The following is a 24,401-nucleotide window of genomic DNA, read 5'->3' as shown; positions in this document are numbered from 1 at the left end:
TATAGTGAACGAAATCCGAATGTTTATTGACAGTATTGCGTCATACGTTCGACTTTTAATTTATTTAATATGCGGAATGCACTTGATGCAGCCCTTCAAAATTGCTATCATATCCATATCATAAATAAAGAAACAGAGGTGGGTATCCGAAGATGACACGAGCATTTAATTTTAATGCAGGACCAGCCGCAATACCACTTGAGGTGCTGAAGCAAGCCCAGGAACAATTTGTTGATTATCAGGGCGCAGGGATGTCCATTATGGAAATGTCTCACCGCAGCAAAATGTATGAAGAAGTGAACAATCAATCGCAAGCCCTGCTTCGTGAATTGTTCGGAATTCCAGAAAACTATGAGGTTTTATTGCTGCAAGGCGGCGCGAGCACACAGTTTGCTATGCTTCCTCTGAATCTTCTGCAGCCTGGCAAGCCAGGCGCTTACGTCATGACAGGAGCTTGGGCTGACAAAGCGCTTAAAGAAGCGAAACTTGTCGGAGAAACGGTTATTGCCGCTTCGACTGAAGCTGACAAATTTATGCGTATGCCGACTTTGTCAGAAATTGAAGTTCCGAGCAATGCTTCCTATGTACATTTAACATCAAATGAAACGATCGGTGGAACGCAGTTCCAAGAATTCCCTGACACTGGTGATGTGCCACTTATTGCGGATATGTCCAGTGATATTTTGAGCAGACCGATTGATGTGAGCAAATTTGGCGTCATTTATGCCGGTGCACAAAAAAACCTAGGTCCATCAGGCGTTACCGTTGTCATCATTCGTAAGGATCTTATCGAGAGCAGCAACAAAACGATTCCAACGATGTTCCGTTACAGCACGCATGCGAAGAGCGGCTCGTTGTACAATACACCGCCGTCTTTCTCGGTTTATATGGTGAAGCTGGTTCTGGAGTGGATCAAGGCAAAAGGCGGAGTTTCTCAGCTAGATCAGTACAACCGCGACAAAACGAAGTTGATCTATGACGCTATCGATCAAAGCAGCGGCTTCTACACGGGCTGTGCTCAGCCGCAAAGCCGTTCGCTTATGAATATTACTTTCCGTATTCAAACGGAGGAGCTTGAGGCTCTGTTCGTTAAGGAGTCGTTGAAAGAAGGTTTTGAAGGCTTGAAGGGTCATCGCGATGTTGGCGGCCTAAGAGCTTCAACTTACAATGCGGTTCCGCTTGAGAGCTGCCAGGCGCTTGCACAATTCATGGCTGACTTCCAAAAACGGAACGGTTAATAAGTAGTTTTGTTTTCACGCCTATAATTGCTAGAATAGAAACAGCCTGCTTCTAATATAGAAGCAGGCTGTTTTTTTGGGTATGGACGTTATAAGTTCATTAAGCTTGGGCAAGACTGCTCTCAGCAATATGAGGACCGTTTAATTTATAACCGACATTGCGGACAGTCATAATATATTCCGGCGTACGTGCGTTTTTCTCGATCTTGTCGCGCAGATGGCTAATATGAACGTCGACGATTCGCGTATCACCGAGGAAATGGTAATCCCAAACGCCGTGAAGCAGCTGCTGGCGACTAAGCACTTTTCCTTTGTGGCGGCATAGGAACAATAGCAGTTCAAATTCCTTTGGCGTAAGCTCAACGGATTTGCCGTCTATGAATACTTCACGCTGTTCAACCTGAACCTTCAAGCGGCCAATGTTGAACGTAGTGTCATCAGCAGTGCCTGGAAGCGATTGAACTCGGCGGAAAATAGCTTGAATACGGGAAACAAGCTCCTGCGGGCTAAAAGGTTTAGTCATATAGTCATCGGCACCATTATCAAGACCAGCTATTTTATCGGTTACGTCTTGAAGTGCAGTCAGCATAACGATGGGTACAGCATTGCTTTGCTTGCGCAGCTCGCGGCAAACTTGGAGTCCATCCATCTTTGGCAGCATGAGATCTAGAACAATTAAGTCGGGACGGAAAGGTTTAAGCATTTCGAATACAGCTTCACCATCACCTACACAACGTACATCATAACCTGCCAGCTTTAAGTTAAATTCAATCAACATTGAAATAGATGGTTCGTCATCCACGATCAAAATTTTTTTTCGCATGATTCAGCTCTCCTCCATGTGTTTCCGCCTATTATGGTTCTATTATGAAGGTTGAAATTATGCTTGAGATTAACGGTACGTAAAGTGGGTGTAAAAATATTCGTCATTTTCGTGTATAATAGGCAAAATGAGAGGTGAGAAACAAAACTATGCCATTTCATATTGTTTTGGTAGAACCAGAAATTCCTGCAAATACAGGTAATATTTCTCGTACATGCGCTGCAACCGGCACTATTTTGCATTTGGTAAGACCACTTGGCTTCGATACGGACGATCGTACTTTGAAGAGGGCAGGACTCGATTATTGGCACTCGGTACATATCGAGTATCATGATTCCTTCGATGAGGTGCTCGCAAGTTATCCGCAAGGCCGATTCTTCTACGCAAGTACGAAAGCGAAGAAGACGTATTCACAGTTCGAGTATCAGGATGGCGATTTCTTTGTATTCGGGAAAGAAACAAAGGGCTTGCCACAGGAGCTTATAGATGCGAATATAGAAACTTGCATTAGATTGCCGATGACGGATAAAGTGCGATCACTTAATCTGTCCAATTCTGCAGCAATTATCGTGTATGAAGCGCTTAGACAAAATCATTTTCCAGGACTCGATTAAAAATGTTAATTTATTTCTCATTTTTTGGAATTTTTTTGCTCTAATAAAAAGAATTATTGCAGGATATTAAGAAATTATTAAATTAGGAAGGAAATACTGAAGTGCCATCGAAAGACTATAACGCAGAGGTTTCTCAAAAATAGCTTGCGAAACCAGACACAGAAGAGGTGAAAGTGATGAAACCAGCAGGTGTAGTAAGAAAAGTGGACCAACTCGGACGTATTGTACTTCCAAAATCATTACGTAAACGTTATTTGATGAACGAGGGCGATCCCGTTGAAATTTTCGTCCAAGGTGACCATATCATTTTGGAGCGTTACCGTCCAAAGTGTGTTTTTTGCGGTTCAATGGTTGAAGTTCGTGATTTCAAGGATCGCTATGTTTGTGGTGTATGTATGGAAGAAATGGCAGTTCTGCAACGCTAATCAGCGTTTTTGCATGCTGTATAACGAAATGAAGCTTCCCGAGAAGAGTATTGTTGCTCTTCGGGAAGCTTCATTTTTTTGTTGCGCTGGCTATAAGCGGATAAAGCAGGCTTATAGTCCTTTTGTTTTGTCATCATTGTAAGAGCTGGTAAGCATCGCCGTAATGAACAATGCAAACACAGTCATAACGATAATAAAGTTCATCTGTGGGACACCTCCAAGTATGCTGTCTTTATTATAACCAACGATGGCAAAAAAGAAAACTTTAAAAGTTGTGAACACATTGTTAACATAGAGAGTATAAGCATAGCAATATAGCTTGCGAGGAGGAGCAATCAATATGAATTATCGTTTTTCATCTAGAGTATCAGAGCTTAAATCTTCAGCGGTTAGGGATATACTTAAGCTGACGCAAGGAAAGGAAATGATCTCATTTGCTGGAGGACTTCCAGCTGAGGAGCTGTTCCCCGTACAAGCCGTACGCGAAGCAGCAGATAGAGTATTTACTGCAGGAGCAAGCGCATTGCAGTATGGTTTGACAGCTGGGTATTTGCCATTGCGGGAGCAGCTTTGTGAGCGGATGGCCGTTAAGCAAATGCATGTTAATCCAGATCAAATGATTCTGACGACAGGATCGCAGCAGGCGATTGATTTGCTCGTTGGCGTACTTACAGAGCCTGGAGATGTAATCTTGGTAGAGAAGCCTACTTACTTGGCAAGCTTGCAAGTATTTGCTCTTCATGGTTTAAAGGTAGTGGCAGCGGAGAGTGATGAGCATGGAATCATTCCTGAGGATGCAGAGCGTCTTATTCGCGAGTATCGTCCGAAGCTGCTTTATGCTGTTCCGACATTCGGCAATCCAACGGGACGTGTATGGAGCGTTGAGCGAAGGAAGAAAATACTTGCTCTCTGCAAGCAAAACGAAATGCCAATTATTGAAGATGATCCTTATGGTGACATAAAATTTGATGAGAGCGAGCAATTCCCTACATTGTTCTCATTAGAAGGACAAGTAGAGGGCGGCGCGGTATTTTATACGAGTACGTTTTCTAAAACGGTAGCACCTGCGCTGCGGTCAGGTTGGGCTATCGGAGACAGTGAAGTCATCAACATGGTAGCCAAAGCTAAGCAAGCTGCCGATCTTCACTCGAGTACGATCGATCAACAAATATTAAGTCAATTGCTTAAAGGGTTTGATCTCGATGGTCATATCCGTCTTATCTCAAAGTCATACGGCGAGCGTATGCTTGAGATGCATGGTCTCCTTGAGCGCCAGGCAATAGAGGGCGTCACTTGGGTAAAACCGAAAGGCGGCATGTTCCTATGGCTGGAGCTGCCTGACGGTTTGGATGCAGAGGCGCTCCTGCGGTGTGCGGTTCAAAAAGGGGTTGCGTTTGTGCCGGGCAGCTCTTTCTATGCCGATCATCCACAGCGCAACACTGCAAGGTTGAATTACACGTATAATACAGGAGCGCGTACAGAACAAGGCGTATTGCGGTTTGTTGAAGCGATCGGCGAATTTACGGGGCGGAGCTAACCGATGCTGACCATTCAGCGATAACATTGCTATATTCAGATAATGCAGCCGCGCCCTCAGGGCGCAGGCTGTATTTGCCGCGTTCAATGCGATCGAACCAGCCGTAATAATTGCTGCGCAGCGTTTCGCCGCTGCGTCTATAGCCAGTAATGGCTGCGACCTCGCGCGGCGCTAGTGGTCCCGAGGTGTGAAGCGCATAAGCACAGCGCAGAGCCTTCTCGCGGTATGCTGTAACAAGCTTGCGACCTGTACTGCCGCCGACGTTATAGTCGCCGCTGCGCTCCTTAAACTCGGTCAGCAGCTGTGCTTGCTTCTTGCGCCTTACTCCGCGCAGCGGTGGATCGCCTGGCTGACATAACCAATCGATGACCGGCGGCTTTGTTTTATAGAAGGTGACGGTCATAAAACCGAGTCCTAGCATTCGGCACAGTTCAGTCAAATCGCCAAAGCGCTGGTTGTGCGCTCCGCTTTTCGTTCGATTGCGTTCAACCGCCAGCACGACATGGCTATTTAATCGAAGACGTTCAACCCCTTGCAAAAGCAAGGCGAGATTGAATGTTTTTTTCATTTCGACAATTATCGTATCGGCTCGCTCAGGATGAATAGCGACCAAATCGCAATGAAGGACCTCGCTTTTTACCGCATACCCAAGCTGCTCATAATACTTTTTTATAGGTTTGTAGAGCTCTTCTTCGCGTGCTACTGCCACGTTTACTAACTCCTCTCCACGTTCATTTCCATTGATGCTTATGAATCATTATAACAAAGGATTTTGCGCACTTGTCGTTTTTTGATGGATGAAGGACAAAAATAGTGTGCAATTATCTCCTCGAATAAGCATAGGAATGTAATACCTCAATAAAAGTTGGCACCACTCGATAGAGCGTCTAGAGACAAATCCCGGGCGTAGAATGATAAGTGGAATGCGGAAGCGATGGGAGGAGGCACGGTATGGACATTTTCAAGCGAATATCGGAGTATCAGGCTGAGAGCGAGAAACTTGCTTGGACAGGAACATTCAAGGATTACGTTGATTTGTTAAGGAAGGACCCGTCCCCGGCCATGACAGCACATTCTCGCGTTTATGAAATGATTGAATCTCATGGGGTGGAAGATGTTGGCGGCAACAAGCAGTATAAATTTTTTGATCAAGAAATTTTTGGGCTGGATCGTGCGGTGGAGAAGCTGGTTGAAGAATATTTCCATTCATCAGCTCGCAGGCTGGAGGTTCGTAAACGGATTCTATTGTTAATGGGTCCGGTCAGCGGAGGAAAGTCCACGATCGTTACGATGCTCAAAAAAGGTCTTGAGAAATTTTCCAGAACTGAGCGTGGAGCCGTTTATGCGATTAAAGGCTGCCCGATGCATGAGGATCCGCTTCATCTTATTCCCCATGAGCTTCGGCTTGATATTGAAAAAGAGCTCAGTGTTCGAATTGAAGGGAATCTATGCCCTTCATGCCAAATGAGGCTTACGACGGAATACAGCGGCGATATTGAAAACGTACTCGTTGAGCGGGTGTTTATTTCTGAGGATAACCGAGTTGGTATTGGCACATTCAGCCCATCCGATCCGAAGTCACAAGATATCGCCGATCTTACAGGAAGCATCGATTTCTCGACGATAACGGAGTATGGATCTGAATCCGATCCTCGTGCCTATCGTTTTGACGGTGAGCTTAATAAGGCAAATCGCGGATTGATGGAATTTCAAGAAATGCTCAAGTGTGATGAGAAGTTTTTATGGAACTTGCTCTCACTGACGCAGGAAGGCAACTTTAAAGCAGGCCGATTCGCTTTGATCAGCGCGGATGAGCTTATTATTGCTCATACGAATGAATCGGAGTACAAATCGTTCATAAGCAATAAGAAAAATGAGGCCTTGCATTCCAGGATGATCGTTATGCCGGTCCCTTACAATTTGCGAGTGTCCGACGAAGAAAAAATTTATAAGAAGCTAATCGCACAAAGCGATATGCGCCATATCCATATCGCACCGCATGCGCTGCGTGCTGCTGCCATCTTCTCCATCTTAACGAGGCTGAAGGAAACGAAGAAGCAAGGCATGGATCTTGTGAAGAAAATGCGGATGTACGACGGCGAGGAAGTAGAAGGGTTCAAGGAAGCAGATTTGAAGGAAATGCAAAACGAATACTTAGAGGAAGGCATGACAGGTATTGATCCGCGCTACGTCATTAACCGAATTTCCAGCGCGCTTATTAAGCAGGATACACAATGTATTAATGCGCTTGATGTTTTGCGTGCGCTTAAGGAAGGATTGGATCACCATCCATCCATTACGAAGGATGAGCGTGAGCGCTACTTGAATTTCATCTCGGTGGCCCGCAAGGAATACGATCTGCTCGCGAAAAAAGAAATTCAGAAGGCATTCGTATATTCCTATGAAGAATCTGCCCGCACTTTATTTGAAAATTACTTGGATAATATTGAATCGTATTGCAACTGGGCAAAAATTAAAGATCCGCTGACAGGCGAAGAGATGGATCCGGATGAGCGCCTCATGCGTTCCATCGAGGAGCAAATTGGCGTCTCCGAAAATGCGAAAAAAGCGTTCCGCGAAGAGATTTTGATTCGAATCTCGTCTTATTCGCGGAAAGGGAAAAAGTTTGATTTCACGAGTCATGAGCGGTTGCGCGAAGCCGTCGAGAAGAAGCTGTTCGCTGATCTGAAGGATATTGTGAAAATAACGACGTCTACAAAAACACCGGATGAGAGTCAATTGAAGCGAATTAATGAAGTAACGAAACGTCTTATGGATGAGCATAGCTACTGCTCGGTATGTTCAAATGAATTGCTCCGTTATGTAGGAAGCCTGCTTAATCGATAAATGATTGGCCTGATTATTAGAGAAGCTGATAGACATTTGTCTATCGGCTTTTCTTTTCTTCCTGTAGGTTTAAAAAGAATTTGAGATGATCATACTGTTTCTTGAATATTTTCCGATATAATAGGTAATAGTGGTCTACTATATACCGAAGGAGTCGGGCTATTTTGATTAATTTATCAGCAGAGCGCAAGAAGCAGATTGAATACACGGGTATTACGGAGCAGGATCTCAAGATTTTAGCGGAATGCAAGCCCATTTTTCAAAATATTGTCCATGAAGTGGTCGACCGGTTTTATGAAACTATAGGCCAGCAGCCGGAGCTTGTAGCTATTATTTCTAATGTAAGCACCATTGAACGTTTGAAGGAAACGCAGATATGGTATTACATGTCGCTTACCGAGGGGGTAATCGACCAAGCTTACATTGATAACCGCATAAAAATAGGCGCTGTCCATTCCCGAATTGGACTGACGACGGACTGGTATTTGGGTACATATATGACTTATCTGGACATATCGACAAACGTACTGAAAAGAGTTCTTCCTGAACGCTGGAAGGATGTTGTGCATGCTTTGACGAAATTGTTCAATCTGGACTCGCAATTCGTGCTTGAAGCTTACAATCAGCATGAACAGAAAAAGATTCAAGAGCTGGCGGACAATCGTTCCATCATGCTGACGACTGTTACGAGTGCTGTGCAGGAGCTTGCTTCACTTATGTTTGAATTGGACGAGGGTGCACAATCGATAGCGGCAACTGCGATTTCGACTTCGCAATCTCAGGATAAGACGCATACACTATTAGGTGAGCTTCGTGAAGAGCTTGAAGGCATTAACGAAATGGGAACTTTGATTCGAGGCATATCGGATCAGACGCATTTGTTAGGTCTTAATGCTGCGATAGAAGCTGCGAGAGCTGGCGAAAATGGGAGAGGCTTCGAGGTTGTTGCGAATGAAGTGCGCAAGCTGGCCGCTTCATCAAGAAACGCACTTGAAGGGATACAGTCAAAGCTTGAGGAAATCGATAAGAAGCTATCCGCAGTGCGCCTTGAATCGGAGCAAACCTCGGTTGAGGCCCGTAATCAAGCAGCTCGATCCCAAGAACTGGCTTCATTCGTTAATATGGTTGATAAAGTTACAAAGGATTTACAGCAATTAAACCAATCCGAATAGGAAATGCAGCTCAGAAAAAGCAGGAATTCTCTCACTTGAGGGTTCCTGCTTTCGTGTTATATAAGTTGACACAATATTCAGAATTTAGTATGATTATCCTAACATTCCGATATAAATATGGATTTAATGTTAAGTTTTTTAACGTTAAATCAACAAAATTGATCGAATATTCACCTAGCTAGTACCAAACTGGTATAGCGGCCATCATGAAGGAGGCGGTTGTCATGTCGACGGCCAAACAGTCGCAATCGCAATATTACGATGCTCAGACCTTTTACGATGAAATGTTCGATAAGGACTTTTCAGTTCGTGACCACTACGAAAGCGTTCATCGATTATTCGGAAGAATGAATCCAACTGAGCTTGCAGTCCGGCAAAACGCGATTAATCAAAGAATGATGGAGGAGGGAATTACCTTCACGCTGTACAGCGGTGCGCAAAATGAGCCGCTTGAGCGAACGATTCCGTTCGATTATATCCCTCGCGTCATACCGAAGCATGAATGGGATGGCGTTGACCGAGGAGTAAGGCAGCGAATCAAAGCTTTGAATGCATTCCTTCATGATGTATATCACGGACAAAAAATTGTAGCAGATGGTATCATTCCTCGTAAAATGATTGTTTCAAATACTTATTTTCGGCCTGAAATGGCTGGTCTACATGTTCCAGGCGGTGTATATATTACAGCATCGGGCATTGATTTGATTCGTGATGAGAAGGGCCGATATTATGTGCTGGAGGATAATTTGCGATCTCCATCAGGCTTTTCTTATTTGTTTAAAGGCAGAACGTTAATGAATGAGCTATTTCATGATTTGTATTTATCAAGTTCAGTACAAAGTATTGACCGCAGCTTAAATTGTTTTCTAAGCTCACTTCGCGCGCTTTCTCCAAGCGGCAAGCGTGACCCCTTGATCGTGCTGCTCACTCCTGGTGCTTATAATTCAGCTTATTATGAACATACCTTTTTGGCGCAGCAGATGGGCATTCACCTCGTTGAAGGCAGGGACCTCGTATACAAAGACCACAAAATTTATTTGCGTGATTTGCGCGGACTTCGTCAAGTGGATGTTATTTATCGACGCATCGATGATGATTTTCTTGATCCGCTTGCCTTTCAGCCGGATTCCTTCCTTGGTGTACCTGGACTCATGAACGCTTATCGTGCCGGAAATGTAGCGATCGCCAATGCGCCAGGAACAGGCGTGGCGGACGATAAAGCCGTTTATGCGTATGTTCCAGACATGATTCGTTACTATTTGGGAGAAGAGCCTCTTTTGCATAACGTTCCAACGTACATTTTAACGCGCAAGGAGGAACGTGATTACGTGCTGGAACACTTGGATCAGCTCGTTGTGAAGGAGACATCGCTTTCGGGAGGCTATGGCATGTTGATTGGTCCAAGCGCTTCCCTGCCCGAGATTCATGCATTTGCTGAAGCTATTAAGCGGGAACCTGAGCGATATATCGCCCAGACGACGATGAAGCTCTCGCGAGCGCCGGTTATGGTGAATGGCGGCATGACGCCCCGGCATATTGATTTGCGCGCATTTGCTTTGATGGGTGAAGAGACTCATGTCATTCCGGGCGGTTTAACACGTGTTGCGATGAAGGAAGGTTCACTTGTGGTCAACTCTTCTCAGGGCGGCGGAGTCAAGGATACGTGGGTCCTAAAACGATAATTAACAGGAGGGATTGCTATGCTGAACCGGAATGCAGAAGCGTTGTTTTGGATAGGGCGCTACATGGAGCGTGCTGAGAATCATGCTAGATTAATTGATGTTCATTACCACCTGCAGGTTGACGACGACACGCCAAGCCTAAAAGGAAAGCTGGAGGGCGATGAGATGGTGTCTTATTCGAAATGGGCAAGAATCGTCGATGCTCTTGGCAGCCGAGAAGCTTATGAACAGCAATATAGCAGCTACAATGAACGTGATGTTCTGTTCTACACGACGCTTGATCGTGATAATCCAAACTCTTTGGTTTCCTGCGTCAGTCATGCTCGCGGCAATCTTCGTACATTGCGCGAGAAGGTGCCAAGTGAAATGTGGGATGCAACAAATGCTTTTTATTTGTGGCTGCGGGAGAAGCAGCCGGATGATTTGCTGCGTGAATCTCCACATTTGTTTTTCGGAAGAATCAAGGAATGGACGGCGCTTTTTCAAGGGGTCAGCCAATCCGTCATGCCAAGGGAAAATGAATGGCATTTCATTGAATGCGGGCGATACTTGGAGCGCTCTGAGAATACGCTGCGCATCATTAAGGCAGTGGGCAACGCAGCTAGCGGCGAGGATTGGGACAATGCAAGGGCATATCCTTATTTGCAGGCCGTACTGCGCTCGGTTAGCGGCTATCAAGCGTTTCGTCGTTATTATGCTGATGGCATCTCTGTGGAATCGATCGTTGAATTTGTAGTTCTTAATGGCGTGTTTCCGCGGTCTCTTCATTTTGCACTGCATACCCTCGATGAACATATGCGGCATATTGAACTGCAGGATAAACAGCTTCGCACCGCACATGAGAAAGTCATCCGCCAAGTAAGCAAGGTGAAAGCGGATTTGGCGTGTCTTGAGCGAGAGGATATGGTCATTGATCGGAATGGAACGATCGTTGCTCATTTGCTGGATGCTTGTCAGCAGCTTGGGATGGCTTTTGCCAAAACCTTTTTTCGTATGGGGGAGGCAAGCGCATGAAGCTCAGTATTTCACATGTCACGCAGTACGAGTATGCAGAGTCAGTGACGGACAGTGTCAATGAAATTAGACTAACGCCCAGCACTAATGAAAGACAGTCCTGTTACCAGCAAGCGATTTCAATTGAACCGAATGCCTCTTTGTTCACCTATGAGGACTATTTTGGCAATCGTGTTCATGCGTTCTCGGTTAATGGTCCCCATAAGCGGCTTACCATTCGAACATCTATGACCGTTGTTACGAAGCAGGCGCCAACGTCGGAGGAACGTGAACAATACTTAAGCAAGCGACCACCAGAGCAGGCATGGAACTGGTTAAGAACAGATGAAGCTGCCAACCGTTTCACCGAGTTTTTGCTTACGACCGAATATACAGCTGTTACGTCTGAGGTAGAACAATTTGCTGGTGAAATTTTGAGCACAAGCTCAAGTAGTCAAGCCAGCGTTCTCGATTGGCTAAGCGCGCTGTCTACAAAAATTAGGAGCGAGTTCATTTATGATCCTGAAGCGACAGATGTAAAGACGAAAACATCGGAAATGTTTTTGAGCAAACGCGGCGTATGTCAAGATTTTGCGCATTTAATGATCGCAAGCTGCCGAGCTTTTGGCATCCCAGCCAGATACGTAAGCGGCTATCACTTTGTTGGTGATTTGCAGGGAGGAAGCGCTGATTTCGAGCAAGCTTCGCATGCTTGGGTTGAAGCGTTTGTACCCGGACTCGGCTGGTGCAGCTTTGATCCAACTAACGTTGATCCTGTTGGAGAGCGTTATGTAAAGCTTGGGCACGGGCGGGATTATAAAGATATTGTTCCGGTTAAAGGTGTATATAGAGGCACGGGTGAGCAAATATTGCATGTATCTGTAGATGTAAGAAATGTTGAGGATTAAACGATGGAAATTCAAATGTAGAGGGAACAGTTAACCGCTTATGTAGAATGCGGATACTGTTCCTTTTTTGCGTGCAAAAAAACATCCCTGCTTGGGAGGAATGGAAGCCTGTTATTTTAAGGAATGGAAGCTACTTTTACCATGTATGATTGCTGGTGCTTTGCAGACCTTATGACTACGACCCTCCAGAGGATATAGAGTTCATTAGAAAGGAGCAAATCGAAAAAATGAACATCATTTTTCGAATGACCTTCATGCTGAGTCTGGCTTTTCTAATACTTATAAGTTCCTCCTCTGTTTCGGCAAAGAGCTCATCAGGTGTATATAAGGATAAAGTCGCTGTTCTAATGTATCATCATGTTCACGATAAAGATTCAAGCTCTTCGACGATTTCGTCGATGCTCTTTCGGGATCAGCTAATTTATTTAAGGAGCAAGGGCTACCAGTTCATTAGACTGGAGGACTTTCGTCATTTTTTGGCTGGCGGCGCCGTACCGAGCAATGCCGTATTGATCACGTTTGATGACGGATATGACAGTTTTTACAAAGTGGCTTATCCGATCCTAAAAGAATTATCCATTCCAGCAGTTAATTTTACGATTACAAGCTATTTAGAGAAGCCATCTAAGACGATACCGCATTTGTCTTACACGCAATTAAAACAAATGATGGCTAAATCAACAAGTATCGATTTTCAATGCCATACCAATCAATTGCATCAGAAGGTTGGGGAGAAAAGCGCATTAACTTATGTAAATAAAAAAGACGGCGGGAAAAATGCACTGGAGCTTCATAAATCACGCGTCAAGCAGGACACTGCAGCATGCATAAGCCTTCTGAAAAAAGCAGGAGTGAAAAATCCGGATTCGATCAGCTATCCTTTTGGCATCTATTCTAAGACTTTGTTCCCAACGATGCTGGGGGCAGGCGTTAGTTATGGCTATACAACAAAACCTGGCTTGGCCAAAAAAGGGATTAATAAATTGGAAATACCGCGCATTAATGCAGGCAGTCCCGATATTACGCCTGAGGTGCTTTATAAACGAATAAAAAGGTTATCTTAAATGCCGTTGCTGCTTGAATTATTTTTTCCATGTATGAATGATCACATTTAGCACAACTTATTATCAACAAACAGGAGGTGTTATGTAGTGAAAAAACATTTAAAACCGGTTCTTACTTCAGTTTTGGTGCTTGCTATTGGATTTTCGATATCGGCATGTGGTCAAAACCATACGGTGAACCAAAAATCGATGAGAGCTAAAAACGACATGAATCGTATTGAATCAAGAATGGTTCCTCACGGCACTAATATGACTGATAGAAGATATAACAATTTGGATAATAGAGCATATGGTGTCGATCCATTAGTGAATAATAACAATTCATACAGCGCCAATCCTTATAGTGCTAATCGCACCTATGGTATTGACGGTGATGGAATGAATGGAACCAACAGTCTCAATGGCACAAATCGTATGAATGGCACCGATGGAACGGTACATCGCCTCGGAATGGATCATAATAAAAGCGCTGGTCAATTAGCTAACCGTGCTAAGCAAGTTAGCGGTGTGAAAAAAGCAACAGTCGTCATTCATAATAAAGATGCAATCGTAGGCCTAGATGTTGATAACATCGGCAAAAAAGCCATTATTGAGAAACAAGTGCATGCTGCCTTAAAAGGGCAATACCCTGAGTACAACATTCATGTGACATCCGATCAAGGTATGCATAAGAAAATACAAACGATGAACACGAGCATGACTAATGGTCATCCATTGAAGACGTTAGCGAATGACGTGACCATCATGATTCGCGATATTGGCAATGCAATAACCGCTCCTCTCCGTTAATAAGACTTGATATCGGCAGCTCCTTATGGAGCTGCCGAATCCATCTCGTCATACATATCGATAAGCCGCTAGGAGGAAAACCGTTGTCCATTAGTAAGCGTGGCCTGCTATTGCTGCTCATGTTCGTTTTTTTGGTAGGTTTCTCAGCACCAATTAAAAAGGACCGTTTTTTTTATGAGAAGCGGGGGGAAATTGTGTGGGAGGTTCCTACTGAGGATAAGAAAATTGCTTTGACCTTTGATGATGGGCCATATCCGAAAACAACGGAAGTTATTCTCGATTTGTTGCAGAAATACAATGCGAAAGCAACGTTTTTTGTACTAGGCAACAAAGTGAAGCTTTACCCGGAAACAATTAAGCGAGAAATTGCAGAAGGGCATGAGGTAGCCAATCATACGTTTAATCATGTTTACTTCTTGAAATCAATAAGCCAAGCGACTATTCGAGATGAGATTGTAAAAACTGAAAATGCGTTAGAAGCCTTGACGGGGAAAAAGCCGCTTTTATTTCGCCCGCCCGGAGGCTATTATAATGAAAATTCAATTCAGGTTGCGAAAACATTAGGTTACACAACGATTATGTGGTCATGGCATCAAGATACAAATGATTGGCGAAGCCCTGGCGTGAACAAAATTGTAAACAAAGTTTTGAATAACGCAAGAAACGGAGACATCGTATTGCTGCATGATTACATTCCTGGTTCTCAGCAGACAGTCAAAGCCTTGGAGACGATACTGTACGAGCTGGATAAACGGGGTTTTCAATTCGTGACCGTAACGGAGTTAATGAAATCAATGACAAGCGTAGAATCGAAGGTTGACGACGGCAGTGACGGCAGCATTTTGGAGTCGCCATAAGCATGACAAAAGCTAGGTTGCCATGCAGCAGCCTAGCTTTTTATATGTCATCTTATTTTATAGCCGCTTCGTATCGTTTTGCTACAACATCCCATAACACGATATTCCAGAATGCTGAGATATAATCAGGGCGTTTGTTTTGATAGTTCAGATAATAAGCATGCTCCCAAACATCGAGTCCTAAAATGGGAGTCAGATTATCCATAAGTGGACTATCTTGATTAGGCGTGCTCGAAACGAACAAATGGCCTTTATGATCTACGCTTAACCACGCCCACCCGCTGCCGAAACGAGTTGTAGCTGCTTTCGTAAACTGCTCCTTAAACGAGTCGAAGCCGCCTAATTCTTTATCGATAGCATCTGCCAAATGACCAGCAGGCAATCCACCGCCACTTGGTCCAATCGATTCCCAAAATAAAGAGTGGTTGGCGTGTCCGCCGCCATTGTTCTGTACGGCTGTCCGAATATCTAAAGGGACGCTTTTTAAATCTTGAAGCAGCTCATTTAAGCTTTTTTGCTGAAGCTCAGGATAGTTCGCCAAAGCGGCGTTTAAGTTTGTTACATACGTATTATGATGGCGGTCATGATGAATCATCATCGTTTGCTCGTCGATATGTGGTTCCAAAGCATTGTTTGCATAAGGCAGTTCAGGTAATTGATGTGACATGGTTCATTCCTCCATAAGTTGATTTGGTAAGTTATACTTACAGCTTAAATGATATTTCATACTTAGTCAATATAAATGTATAATAAGTGTGATAAAAAAATGCCTCTTTCCGAATGGGAGGAGAGGGTTATTCATCGCATTTTTCGCGTTTGCCTTTGAAGGTCGCCGTACGAAAGCTAGCTCCGCAGCCGCAGGTTGCTTTAGCATTGGGATTATCAATCGTGAAGCCGCCAGTCATGCCTTGCTCCACATAATCAATTTTTACCCCCGCCAAATAAGGCTCGCTCTGTGTGTTCCACACCACGTTGATATGATCCGTTTGCAAGGAGTGGTCATCATTAGTAATGGTATCATCTAATTTGATGTTATAGGATAATCCGCTGCAGCCGCCATCTTCAACGCCTACTCGCAAAAACGTACGATCATTTCCTGAATCGATAACCATCTGATTAATAATGGACTCTGCTTTTTCGCTTATTTCTATCATCATGTATACACCTCGCTTAGAATTGGAAAAAAGGATGGAGTTGAATTATTAAATTTATTATATATAATAGTATATAAAAGATCAAATCTAATTTTGATGATCCATTCCGATAAATGAAGATGAATAGCAGGATGAATTATTGCAGAGTGGAGACATTGATTTTAGAAAATGTTATTATTGCAGTATTCATTTCAGACATGAAATATTTCATATGACAATTATCGGAAGGTGATTAGGAATGACCAACATAGATCAAGGACAGCTTTCTACGAGAGAATATATTCTTCAGCTGCTGAAGACGAAGGGTAATTTAAGTACAAAGGATCTTACGGAAGAGCTGGGAATTACGGTAATGGCCGTTAGACGTCATATTCAATCGCTGGAGAGGGATAATCTTATCTCATCCAAAACCATCAGACAAGCGATGGGCAGACCAACAGCGGTTTATTGTTTAACGGAGCATGCAGACGGATTTTTCCCGCGCAAATATCATACCTTAACGCTTGAATTATTGGATGAGCTTACCCATCAGCTTGGCTCGTCGGCGGTAGAGTCGTTATTTGAAGGCCGCAAAAACAAAATGACTAAAAAATACGAATCGAGCATGCAAAGCAAAGAGCTTGAGGATAGAGTGAAGGCACTCGCAGAAATTCAGAACGAGAATGGATATATGGTGGAATGGGAAAAGATCAACAATGAACAATTTATTTTGAAAGAAAATAATTGCCCAATTGAGCAAGTAGCGACCAAATATCAGCATGCCTGCCAATGTGAATTGAAGCTGTTTGAAACGATGCTGGGCGATGTAGAGGTTTCGAGATCCGAGTGTCTTGCCAAGGGTGGACAAAGATGTACCTATTCCATAAAAAAAAGACAAAAACAAGAACAGTGAGGTAGCATTTATATCTCGCTGTTCTTGTTTTTTCTGTGGTTAAAGCTTCAGATTACTGCTGTGGCCGGGCGAGAGTTTAGCGGTAGGGTCCAAATAAACCTTAGCGTTATTAATGGCAGTAGGAGCTTCTCCGAAACCAACTGCAATAAGCTTTATTTTGCCGGGATAGCTTGTAATGTCTCCAGCTGCAAAGATCCCTTTAATATTCGTTTCCATTCGAGTATCAACGACGATAGAGCCGTTCTCCACTTCTAATCCCCATTCCAAAATGGGGCCAAGCGAGGAAACAAAACCAAAATTAACGATGAGCGCGTCGCATGCGAGTTCGCGTGTTTCTCCTGTTTTGCCAAACGTAATCGTTATTTTCTCGATTTGTTCATCCCCATGCAGCTCTGTAATCTCCGCTGGTGTAATGACATTCACTTTTGATTTTAGAAGATTTTCGACGCTGTGCTCGTGAGCGCGGAACTTGTCCCGCCTATGAATGAGCGTAACCTCTTCAGCAATCGGTTCAAGCATAAGCGCCCAGTCGACCGCGGAATCTCCGCCTCCGTTAATGATCACCCTTTTGCCGCTATACTGATTCAAGTCACTTATAAAATACTGCAAGTTTGTGTTCTCGAAAGGTTTGGCTTCTGGAAGCTCTAATCGACGCGGCTCAAATGCGCCTATGCCGCCGGTAATAATGACAGATTTACTATAGTGTATTCCTTTATCGGTGATGATTTCAAAATGATGCTCGTCCTTCTTAATCACCTGCTGAACCTTCTCTTCCAGGCAAACCTGCACAGGGAAATGATTCATTTGTTCTTGTAAATTATGAATAAGCTGCTGGGCTGTCACCTTAGGGAATCCAGCAACATCATATATATATTTCTCAGGGTATAGAGCGGCCAACTGCCCGCCGAGCTGAGGCATACTGTCCAAAATTTTCACGCTTGCATGCCGCATCCCAGCATAAAACGCAGCGAACATCCCTGTTGGACCGCCGCCAATAATCGTTATATCTGTAAATAGATCTGGTTGTTCATTGCTCACGAAAGGTTCTCTCCCTTTTTATTTATATATAGTATATTAAAATATATAATAAATGTATCTTATCTGTTAGATCATGTCAACGCTGTGGATATGGTCATTGACAAAGAACAAATGATCTCAATATAATATACATTATAGTTTAAAAAGTATTTAATCGAAAACGGAATAAAAAACAGTATAAAATTGCGGGAGCGTGAAAATGGATGAAATTATTGGGCATTTCAGGTACTATTTTGGGATCAAAAACAGCTGCGGCTGTAGATGCGAGCTTAGACGTTGTCCGGAACAAATATCCGGATATTGAAGTGGATTTTCTGGATATGCGGCATTACAAAAACGTACAATTTTGCGACGGAAGCAATATATCCGACTACAATGAAGATACACAAAAGGTAATTGAGATGATAGCAGCTGCTGATTTCTATATTATCGGCACACCGATTTTTCAGTCTTCGATTACCGGCGTATTAAAAAATCTATTTGATCTCGTTCCCGTACCCAAAATATCGAATAAAGTAATGGGATTTATCGCTACTGGAGGAACCAGTCATCATTACCTCGTAGTTGAAAATCAGCTGAAGCCGATAGCTGGTTATTTTAGAGCTTATGTAGCACCGGGGCATGTTTATATCCATGATGAACATTTTGATGAGCAGCAGCAAATTGCAAATGAGGACATCATTGCGCGTATCGAGAAATTAGCTGATGAAGTTGTATTTATGCAGACTAGGCTAAAAGGTTAAGCAAAGAATAGCTCGTTGTTATAAAAGAATAAATCATAATCGGTATGATCAATGTTCTTTGGATAAACTTCCGATATATGGTAACATGAAAATAGATCTGATTCTGATCTTCGCTTGATTGGAGCGGTTCTCCTTTTTTTCATAACAGATCGGGAGGTTATCATATATGAAAAAAGTATGTTTAATTGCGGGATCCACATTCCTTCTATCTGGAACTCTACTATTTGGTATTGTCTTTCTAGCCATTGCTAATTTTGCTGGAAAAATGACGGGATGGAGTGATCCGCCCGGTAAATTCGCAATTGCTATGGATGAGACGATGATGACAGCGCCTCATGTTATCAGCATTTTGTTCATGATTATAGGAATAATATTTTATGCTGTTGCTATTTATATGGCTTTACCTATTAAGAAGGCAGAGGATAGCAGCAATGAAATAAGTGTGCAGTGAATGCTTTTGTTCTCTTAGCAAAAGTCTATATGCATATTAAACCGTCGAGCTCAGCACTCGAACGGTTTTTTTTATGCCTAAAAACTACGCTTCATCTGGCCGTGTGCCAAATAACAGTTGGATAGTGCCATTTTATAATCGTTAAAGAGGAGAAAAGCATATTTTTTATTTGTAAAATTTAACCGTAAAGAACTTATTATTGCAAAATGCTTGCTGTGGGAATGACACGAATGTAAAGAATGTTTTTCATCTACTTAACGAAGTAAAACTAAGCTTTTACGTTGGGAGGTGGGGCCTCAGGTAACGGCAATTAGGATGGGTTAAAAATGGAGAAAAGCACAATTTACTATGGGAGGCTCATTTGTGAAACAAAATCTTAAATCCACGCTGCTAACATTCATAATCGCTGTTGTGCTCTGCGCAATGCCGGTTGCTGCTATGGCAGAGGAAGCTGAAGCACCAGAAGCTTTAGGTAAAACATTTATAGATTTGCTGGACCAGAAGGATTCGGATCGCTGGTATGCTTCTAACGGATGGTCCAATGGCGGAACCTTTCTGAGCGGCTGGAGAGATGATCATGTCATCTTTGAAGACGGGAAATTGAAATTGTTGATTGACGACAAGCCGTGTGCACAGGATAAAGCGCAATGCTCCGATAAACCGTATGCTTCAGGGGAATATTCTACAACACAGCGCTACGGATACGGTAAGTTTGAGGTTCGAATGAAAGCGGTTAAAGGCGATGGAGTCGTAACCGGTTTTTTCACCTATGGCGCTGATTCAGACGGTAAGGCTGACGAGATCGATATTGAGATTTTAGGTAAAAACACGACGCAGTTCGAAACGAATTATTTTACAAAAGGTGTTGGCATGCATTCGACGATCATTCCTCTAGGGTTTGATGCAGCGGATGATTTCCATGATTACGCCTTTGAATGGGCGCCGGATTCAATCAAGTGGTATGTAGATGGCAAGCTCGTTCATACGGAAACCGGCTCGAGAGGAGAGCTCCCTTCAGCACCTGGCTATATGATTGCGAACATGTGGCCGGCTACCAAAACCAATGGCTGGGCGAACGAGTATGTGTATCCAGGGAAAACCCAGATCGCTGAGGTGGATCGAATCGCTTATACGCTGCCGAAGCAGCAGCCTGAAACGAATGTAGATCCTTCAACACCTGTAAAACAAGGTAAATCAGTAGATTTGCTAGTTGAAGATGCACGAGAACTAAAAGTATTCAAAATCGGACAAACAGAAATGGCACCGCTTCGTTTTGTTATGGAAAGTTTATTTGCAACGGTGAAATGGAATGCAGCTAAACAAGAAATCATCGTCAATGACAAATTGTCCAAATCCGAAATGGTCTTTAAGGTGAATTCGAACGTTGCTTTTATTAATGGGATAAAAACAATGATGAAAAATCCAGTCATTCTGAATAATGGCCATGCTTACGTACCACTGCTTGTTTTAACGGATGCGATCGGTGCTGACGTCATTCGGAAGGATGGAAAAGTAAGCATTAGCAGAGGAAACGAGTAAATGGAAAGCCTGTTTACCACTTTTTTTCGCAATACCAATCTGAGAAAGAGGTGTGTAATGATGAACAAGGCAAGCAATAGCAAAAAAAGAATGATGGTATGGCTCTTATCCTGTATGCTGCTTCTCTCTTTAATGATGCCGACTGTTACTTCTGCTGCTGATATTGCGTTTGATGAACCGTTGAATGGGATTAACAATAATTTGTTCTATACGTCGGATGGCTGGGGCAACGGAGTGGACTTTGGCGTTGGCTGGCGGGCAGCGAATCAAGAGTTTAGTAATGGAATTATGGCGCTTCGTTTGGACAATACGGGTTGCCCTACCAATTGCGCTGGCAAAAATTATGCTTCCGGCGAATATGCAACGAATGTGAAATATGGATACGGTCGTGTTGAAGCGCGCATTAAAGCGGCTAAGGGTACAGGGCTTGTTACAGCACTCTTTACGTATTCGGGTCAAGCGACAAACACGTCAAACGATGAAATTGACATTGAAATATTAGGCAAGGATACGACTAAGCTGGAAGCGAACTACTTCACAAACGGTGTAGGCCAGCATAGCACGATTATTGATCTTGGATTCGACTCTTCCTTGGCCTTCCATAACTATGCCTTCGAATGGTCTCCTACGTATATCAAATGGTTTGTTGATGGTAATTTGGTGCATACAGAGAACGGCTCGCGAGGCGCGCTTCCTACAAGTCCAGGTCATATTATGGCCAATTTATGGTCAGGCGCAGGACCTGCTGAAGTCTGGACCGGGCCGTTCGTCTATCCAGGTACGCCGATTCGGGCGTATTACGATTGGATTAAATTTACGCCAGCAAGCGAGCTTCCTCCGGGAGAAGCAGAAGGAACGGGGCTTACTGCCAATTACTTTAACAACATGGATTTCACCTCGTTAAAAGCGACTAGAACCGATGCAACCGTGAACTTCGATTGGGGTTTAGGGGCTCCTATGACCAGTATGGATGCAGATACCTTCTCCGTAAGATGGACGGGCAAAGTGAAGCCTCAATATACAGGAACCTATACTTTTTATACGAGCAGCGATGATGGGGTTCGGCTATGGGTGAACAATCAGCTCATCATTAATAAGTGGGTGGATCAAGCGACGACGGAATGGTCTGGAACGATTCAATTAACGGCGGGGCAGAAGTATGATATTAAGCTTGAATATTACGACAATACGGAAGACGCCATCGCTAAGCTGTCTTGGTCGAGTCCGCTTCAAGCGAAACAAATCATCCCGCAAAATAGATTGTATTTGAATTAATGGCAGTATGATCCTCCGTGACGAAATCTGTTGCGGGGGATCATTTTTAAAAGGGAGTAATGACAAAAGGAGAGATTTATTATGAACATGAAAAGGCCGGTATTTGTAACACTGCTCATCATGATTTTATTTATCGTTGCTGCTTGCGGTTCAAGTAATGGGAGTGCTGAGGCGGAAAAGCCAGCAGCTTCTGACACGCCATCCGAAGTGGCTAATGGACTTAAGGGAGAGTTTGAAATCCAATATTTTGTCGGGGGTTATGGGGATGCTTGGTGGATTGATGTTATTGATCAATTCCAGAAGCTAAATCCTGATCTGAAAATCAAGCAATCCGCTGGCCCCAAAATTAACGATCAAATGAAACCGAGATGGATTCAAGGCAATCCTCCGGACCTCATTTACATAGATGGAGCTGGATCAAATCCGAGGCAGATGGTAGAAGACGACCAGCTTCTGGATCTATCGGATTGGATTCATGAAGCGAGCAACGTAGACGGAGAGAAAATTACTGATGTTATGATCGCAAGCCCTGAGCAATACGGCGGCAAAACCTATAATATTCCGCTTGTATTCGGCTCATATGGCACATTCTACGATGCAGCGTTGTTTGAGAAAAATGGATGGGCTGTTCCTACAGACTTTGATCGTTTCTTGGAGGTAAGTGAGAAAATAAAAGCTGCTGGTATTAGTCCTTATATTCATACAGGTGTATATCCGGATTACATTCTTGGCGGCTTCGTATATCCAGCGATTATATCGGCGAACGGAGATAATGGGCAAATTCTGAAAGACATGGGTGACATGAAAGAAGGCATTTTCAAAAGCGAGCCCGTTCTTAAAGCGCTTCGTCAATTAAGCGAGATTTCCGCTAAGGGTCTAATTGATAAAGGTGCTCCTGCGCTTAACCATACAGATTCTCAGATGCAATTTCTACAGCACAAGGCTGCTATGATTCCGAATGGGCTATGGCTGGAAAGCGAAATGAAAAATGATGCGCCATCTGATTTTAAGTATGGGTTCGTTCCTTCAATAACCCAAGCGAAGGGCGGGAAATTCATAGCGTTGCCGTACACAAGTACGATGGCGATTGCCAAAAAAGCGAAAAATCCTGAAGCTGCCAAAGCGTTCATCGAATTTATTTTCACCAAAAAAGCGTCTTTGAACTGGGCGGAGAAAACCGGTGCTCTCATGAACGTGAAAGTGGATTTGGAATCTTCCAATGCTGGAGATACGGCCAAAAATGCTATGAAATATTACAATAGCGACAATACGATTGTCGCACCTGTAGTTGTGTTTAATGCTGATGTATTCAAGGTGATGAGTGATGCAACGATAGCTTTAACGATCAACAAAATCACACCGGAAGAGTGGACGGAGCGGGTTGAGGCAGCAGCAGCCAAGGCTAGAAAGTAAGCCATTAGCAATCTAGTTATTTCAGGTAAAGGATGAGCGTCAATGTCGCGTCAAGCACAAAGAAAGCTATTCATTATTACATTCCTTATTCCAACGTTCCTCTTCTTCTGCCTTTTTGCACTGTTTCCCATTTCCAAAGGCATATACATCTCTTTGTTTGACTGGTCTGGCAGTTCTGAGCACATGACTTATATTGGTTTGGACAACTTTAAGGCTCTGATTCAGGATCCGATCGTATGGAGAGCGATTGGCAACGATTATTTTCTAGTCATTGGGAAAGTAATTGGAATCATTCTGTTAGCTACTTTCTTCGCTGTTGCAGTTACTAGGCTCAGAGTGCGGGGGCAGCAGTTTTTTAGATTAGTCTTTTTTCTTCCGAATTTGATCTCAATTGTGGTTATAGGTGTGTTATGGCGATTTGTTTATAATCCGAGCATCGGCTTTCTGAATTCGTTTCTTGGGATATTCACGAATGCCCATAACAATAGGCCTTGGCTAGGGGAAGAAGGAACGGCATTATGGTCGATCTTATGGCCCTCGATTTGGGCTGGGGTAGGATTTTATTTTCTGCTGCTCGTTGCCAGCATTCTTAGCATACCTGCTTCTTTGTACGAGGCGGCTGAAATGGATGGAGCCTCGCCTAATCGACAGTTTTGGAGAATTACGCTTCCCTTGATCTGGGAGCAGGTTAAGGTCAGCATTCTTCATATTGTGATGACGACTTTAAACGGCTCCTTCGTGATGGTTTTATTGATGACGGAAGGGGGACCAGATAATTCAACGCAAGTGCTTGGTTCCTATTTGTACCAAATGGGATTCCGTCAATTTCATATGGGTTACGCTGCAGCACTTGGTGTATTGATCTTGATCTTATCCCTAGCAACAACGCTAGTCTTGCAGCGAGTGCTTCGACGCGATAGCATTGAATTTTCATAGAGGAGATGCAT

General features: G+C 43.6%; 24 protein-coding genes. 19 read left to right on the top strand and 5 right to left on the bottom strand.

All coding sequences use genetic code 11. From position 1 onward, the window contains the following. Positions 1-152: 152 nt before the first annotated feature. Positions 153-1,238 (top strand): 3-phosphoserine/phosphohydroxythreonine transaminase, encoded by a 1,086-nt coding sequence (gene serC / locus MHH56_RS25070; protein WP_339204384.1) that lies wholly within the window; start codon positions 153-155, stop codon positions 1,236-1,238. A gap of 100 nt (positions 1,239-1,338) precedes the next feature. Here the strand turns inward: serC and MHH56_RS25065 are convergent, their stop codons facing one another. Next, positions 1,339-2,061 (bottom strand): response regulator transcription factor, encoded by a 723-nt coding sequence (locus MHH56_RS25065; protein ID WP_076267607.1) that lies wholly within the window; start codon positions 2,059-2,061, stop codon positions 1,339-1,341. Between the two features lie 149 nt (positions 2,062-2,210). Between MHH56_RS25065 and trmL the strand changes: the two genes are divergently transcribed. From trmL to MHH56_RS25050, 3 genes are all read left to right on the top strand, one after another. After that, on the top strand, positions 2,211-2,675 hold the full coding sequence (trmL, locus tag MHH56_RS25060) for a tRNA (uridine(34)/cytosine(34)/5-carboxymethylaminomethyluridine(34)-2'-O)-methyltransferase TrmL (RefSeq protein WP_339204382.1): 465 nt from the start codon (positions 2,211-2,213) through the stop codon (positions 2,673-2,675). A gap of 176 nt (positions 2,676-2,851) precedes the next feature. Then, positions 2,852-3,100: an AbrB/MazE/SpoVT family DNA-binding domain-containing protein gene (locus MHH56_RS25055; RefSeq protein ID WP_054023539.1), complete on the top strand. Its 249-nt coding sequence runs from the start codon at positions 2,852-2,854 to the stop codon at positions 3,098-3,100. A 340-nt stretch (positions 3,101-3,440) separates the two neighbouring features. After that, positions 3,441-4,637 carry a PLP-dependent aminotransferase family protein gene (locus tag MHH56_RS25050; protein ID WP_339204380.1) on the top strand — a complete coding sequence of 399 codons (1,197 nt, stop codon included), beginning with the start codon at positions 3,441-3,443 and terminating at the stop codon, positions 4,635-4,637. On the opposite strand, the gene MHH56_RS25045 is transcribed toward MHH56_RS25050, so the two are convergent. Beyond that, positions 4,621-5,346: a DUF2161 family putative PD-(D/E)XK-type phosphodiesterase gene (locus MHH56_RS25045; protein ID WP_339204379.1), complete on the bottom strand. Its 726-nt coding sequence runs from the start codon at positions 5,344-5,346 to the stop codon at positions 4,621-4,623. The two genes, MHH56_RS25050 and MHH56_RS25045, sit on opposite strands and share 17 nt — an antisense overlap. 242 nt (positions 5,347-5,588) lie before the next feature. On the opposite strand from MHH56_RS25045, the gene MHH56_RS25040 reads away from it, so the two are divergent. The 8 genes from MHH56_RS25040 to MHH56_RS25005 all read left to right on the top strand — a co-directional run bounded on the left by MHH56_RS25040 (position 5,589) and on the right by MHH56_RS25005 (position 14,949). Further along, positions 5,589-7,484 (top strand): PrkA family serine protein kinase, encoded by a 1,896-nt coding sequence (locus MHH56_RS25040; protein WP_339204377.1) that lies wholly within the window; start codon positions 5,589-5,591, stop codon positions 7,482-7,484. A 164-nt stretch (positions 7,485-7,648) separates the two neighbouring features. Continuing rightward, on the top strand, positions 7,649-8,656 hold the full coding sequence (locus MHH56_RS25035) for a globin-coupled sensor protein (protein ID WP_339204376.1): 1,008 nt from the start codon (positions 7,649-7,651) through the stop codon (positions 8,654-8,656). Positions 8,657-8,880: 224 nt separating this feature from the next. Further along, on the top strand, positions 8,881-10,338 hold the full coding sequence (locus MHH56_RS25030; protein WP_339204375.1) for a circularly permuted type 2 ATP-grasp protein: 1,458 nt from the start codon (positions 8,881-8,883) through the stop codon (positions 10,336-10,338). An 18-nt stretch (positions 10,339-10,356) separates the two neighbouring features. Continuing rightward, on the top strand, positions 10,357-11,352 hold the full coding sequence (locus MHH56_RS25025) for an alpha-E domain-containing protein (protein ID WP_339204374.1): 996 nt from the start codon (positions 10,357-10,359) through the stop codon (positions 11,350-11,352). Next, positions 11,349-12,239: a transglutaminase family protein gene (locus MHH56_RS25020; RefSeq protein WP_339204373.1), complete on the top strand. Its 891-nt coding sequence runs from the start codon at positions 11,349-11,351 to the stop codon at positions 12,237-12,239. Before MHH56_RS25025 ends, MHH56_RS25020 begins: the two co-directional genes overlap by 4 nt. A gap of 227 nt (positions 12,240-12,466) precedes the next feature. Continuing rightward, entirely contained in the window at positions 12,467-13,303 is an 837-nt protein-coding gene (locus MHH56_RS25015; RefSeq protein WP_339204372.1) for a polysaccharide deacetylase family protein, read from the top strand. Between the two features lie 87 nt (positions 13,304-13,390). Next, positions 13,391-14,092 carry a YhcN/YlaJ family sporulation lipoprotein gene (locus MHH56_RS25010; RefSeq protein ID WP_339204371.1) on the top strand — a complete coding sequence of 234 codons (702 nt, stop codon included), beginning with the start codon at positions 13,391-13,393 and terminating at the stop codon, positions 14,090-14,092. A gap of 83 nt (positions 14,093-14,175) precedes the next feature. Then, the gene (locus tag MHH56_RS25005) at positions 14,176-14,949 is read left to right on the top strand and encodes a polysaccharide deacetylase family protein (protein WP_339204370.1); all 774 of its coding nucleotides are present in this window, start codon (positions 14,176-14,178) and stop codon (positions 14,947-14,949) included. Positions 14,950-15,001: 52 nt separating this feature from the next. Here the strand turns inward: MHH56_RS25005 and MHH56_RS25000 are convergent, their stop codons facing one another. Together MHH56_RS25000 and MHH56_RS24995 are read right to left on the bottom strand one after the other, a co-directional pair. Beyond that, positions 15,002-15,616: a superoxide dismutase gene (locus MHH56_RS25000; protein ID WP_339204369.1), complete on the bottom strand. Its 615-nt coding sequence runs from the start codon at positions 15,614-15,616 to the stop codon at positions 15,002-15,004. Between the two features lie 127 nt (positions 15,617-15,743). Continuing rightward, on the bottom strand, positions 15,744-16,106 hold the full coding sequence (locus tag MHH56_RS24995) for an iron-sulfur cluster assembly accessory protein (protein WP_339204368.1): 363 nt from the start codon (positions 16,104-16,106) through the stop codon (positions 15,744-15,746). Positions 16,107-16,341: 235 nt separating this feature from the next. On the opposite strand from MHH56_RS24995, the gene MHH56_RS24990 reads away from it, so the two are divergent. After that, positions 16,342-16,995 (top strand): metalloregulator ArsR/SmtB family transcription factor, encoded by a 654-nt coding sequence (locus MHH56_RS24990; RefSeq protein ID WP_339204367.1) that lies wholly within the window; start codon positions 16,342-16,344, stop codon positions 16,993-16,995. 39 nt (positions 16,996-17,034) lie between these two features. Here MHH56_RS24990 and MHH56_RS24985 read toward each other — a convergent pair whose 3' ends face one another. Then, the gene (locus MHH56_RS24985) at positions 17,035-18,033 is read right to left on the bottom strand and encodes an NAD(P)/FAD-dependent oxidoreductase (RefSeq protein WP_339204366.1); all 999 of its coding nucleotides are present in this window, start codon (positions 18,031-18,033) and stop codon (positions 17,035-17,037) included. 203 nt (positions 18,034-18,236) lie between these two features. On the opposite strand from MHH56_RS24985, the gene MHH56_RS24980 reads away from it, so the two are divergent. The 6 genes from MHH56_RS24980 to MHH56_RS24955 all read left to right on the top strand — a co-directional run bounded on the left by MHH56_RS24980 (position 18,237) and on the right by MHH56_RS24955 (position 24,390). Further along, on the top strand, positions 18,237-18,776 hold the full coding sequence (locus tag MHH56_RS24980) for an NADPH-dependent FMN reductase (RefSeq protein ID WP_339204365.1): 540 nt from the start codon (positions 18,237-18,239) through the stop codon (positions 18,774-18,776). Positions 18,777-18,942: 166 nt separating this feature from the next. Continuing rightward, complete coding sequence (locus MHH56_RS24975; RefSeq protein WP_339204364.1) at positions 18,943-19,227, top strand: hypothetical protein; 285 nt, start codon at positions 18,943-18,945, stop codon at positions 19,225-19,227. A gap of 363 nt (positions 19,228-19,590) precedes the next feature. Continuing rightward, complete coding sequence (locus MHH56_RS24970) at positions 19,591-20,766, top strand: family 16 glycosylhydrolase (RefSeq protein WP_339204363.1); 1,176 nt, start codon at positions 19,591-19,593, stop codon at positions 20,764-20,766. A gap of 57 nt (positions 20,767-20,823) precedes the next feature. After that, on the top strand, positions 20,824-22,041 hold the full coding sequence (locus MHH56_RS24965) for a family 16 glycosylhydrolase (protein WP_339204362.1): 1,218 nt from the start codon (positions 20,824-20,826) through the stop codon (positions 22,039-22,041). An 81-nt stretch (positions 22,042-22,122) separates the two neighbouring features. Next, a complete protein-coding gene (locus MHH56_RS24960; RefSeq protein WP_339204361.1) occupies positions 22,123-23,454 on the top strand; it encodes an extracellular solute-binding protein in 1,332 nt (443 codons plus the stop codon). A gap of 42 nt (positions 23,455-23,496) precedes the next feature. Continuing rightward, positions 23,497-24,390, top strand: coding sequence for a sugar ABC transporter permease (locus tag MHH56_RS24955; protein ID WP_339204360.1), 894 nt, complete (start codon positions 23,497-23,499; stop codon positions 24,388-24,390). Positions 24,391-24,401: the final 11 nt, after the last annotated feature.

This window comes from Paenibacillus sp. FSL K6-3182 (genome assembly GCF_037976325.1).
GTDB lineage: Bacteria > Bacillota > Bacilli > Paenibacillales > Paenibacillaceae > Pristimantibacillus.
The sequence above is the reverse complement of the archived record's forward strand: the minus strand, read 5'-3'. Positions and strand labels throughout refer to the sequence as shown.

Coding starts and splice junctions, on each gene's coding strand:
- serC (WP_339204384.1), top strand. CDS start 153: ATGACACGAGCATTTAATTTTAATGCAGGACCAGCCGCAATACCACTT.
- MHH56_RS25065 (WP_076267607.1), bottom strand. CDS start 2,061: ATGCGAAAAAAAATTTTGATCGTGGATGACGAACCATCTATTTCAATG.
- trmL (WP_339204382.1), top strand. CDS start 2,211: ATGCCATTTCATATTGTTTTGGTAGAACCAGAAATTCCTGCAAATACA.
- MHH56_RS25055 (WP_054023539.1), top strand. CDS start 2,852: ATGAAACCAGCAGGTGTAGTAAGAAAAGTGGACCAACTCGGACGTATT.
- MHH56_RS25050 (WP_339204380.1), top strand. CDS start 3,441: ATGAATTATCGTTTTTCATCTAGAGTATCAGAGCTTAAATCTTCAGCG.
- MHH56_RS25040 (WP_339204377.1), top strand. CDS start 5,589: ATGGACATTTTCAAGCGAATATCGGAGTATCAGGCTGAGAGCGAGAAA.
- MHH56_RS25030 (WP_339204375.1), top strand. CDS start 8,881: ATGTCGACGGCCAAACAGTCGCAATCGCAATATTACGATGCTCAGACC.
- MHH56_RS25025 (WP_339204374.1), top strand. CDS start 10,357: ATGCTGAACCGGAATGCAGAAGCGTTGTTTTGGATAGGGCGCTACATG.
- MHH56_RS25020 (WP_339204373.1), top strand. CDS start 11,349: ATGAAGCTCAGTATTTCACATGTCACGCAGTACGAGTATGCAGAGTCA.
- MHH56_RS25015 (WP_339204372.1), top strand. CDS start 12,467: ATGAACATCATTTTTCGAATGACCTTCATGCTGAGTCTGGCTTTTCTA.
- MHH56_RS25000 (WP_339204369.1), bottom strand. CDS start 15,616: ATGTCACATCAATTACCTGAACTGCCTTATGCAAACAATGCTTTGGAA.
- MHH56_RS24995 (WP_339204368.1), bottom strand. CDS start 16,106: ATGATGATAGAAATAAGCGAAAAAGCAGAGTCCATTATTAATCAGATG.
- MHH56_RS24990 (WP_339204367.1), top strand. CDS start 16,342: ATGACCAACATAGATCAAGGACAGCTTTCTACGAGAGAATATATTCTT.
- MHH56_RS24980 (WP_339204365.1), top strand. CDS start 18,237: ATGAAATTATTGGGCATTTCAGGTACTATTTTGGGATCAAAAACAGCT.
- MHH56_RS24975 (WP_339204364.1), top strand. CDS start 18,943: ATGAAAAAAGTATGTTTAATTGCGGGATCCACATTCCTTCTATCTGGA.
- MHH56_RS24965 (WP_339204362.1), top strand. CDS start 20,824: ATGATGAACAAGGCAAGCAATAGCAAAAAAAGAATGATGGTATGGCTC.
- MHH56_RS24960 (WP_339204361.1), top strand. CDS start 22,123: ATGAACATGAAAAGGCCGGTATTTGTAACACTGCTCATCATGATTTTA.
- MHH56_RS24955 (WP_339204360.1), top strand. CDS start 23,497: ATGTCGCGTCAAGCACAAAGAAAGCTATTCATTATTACATTCCTTATT.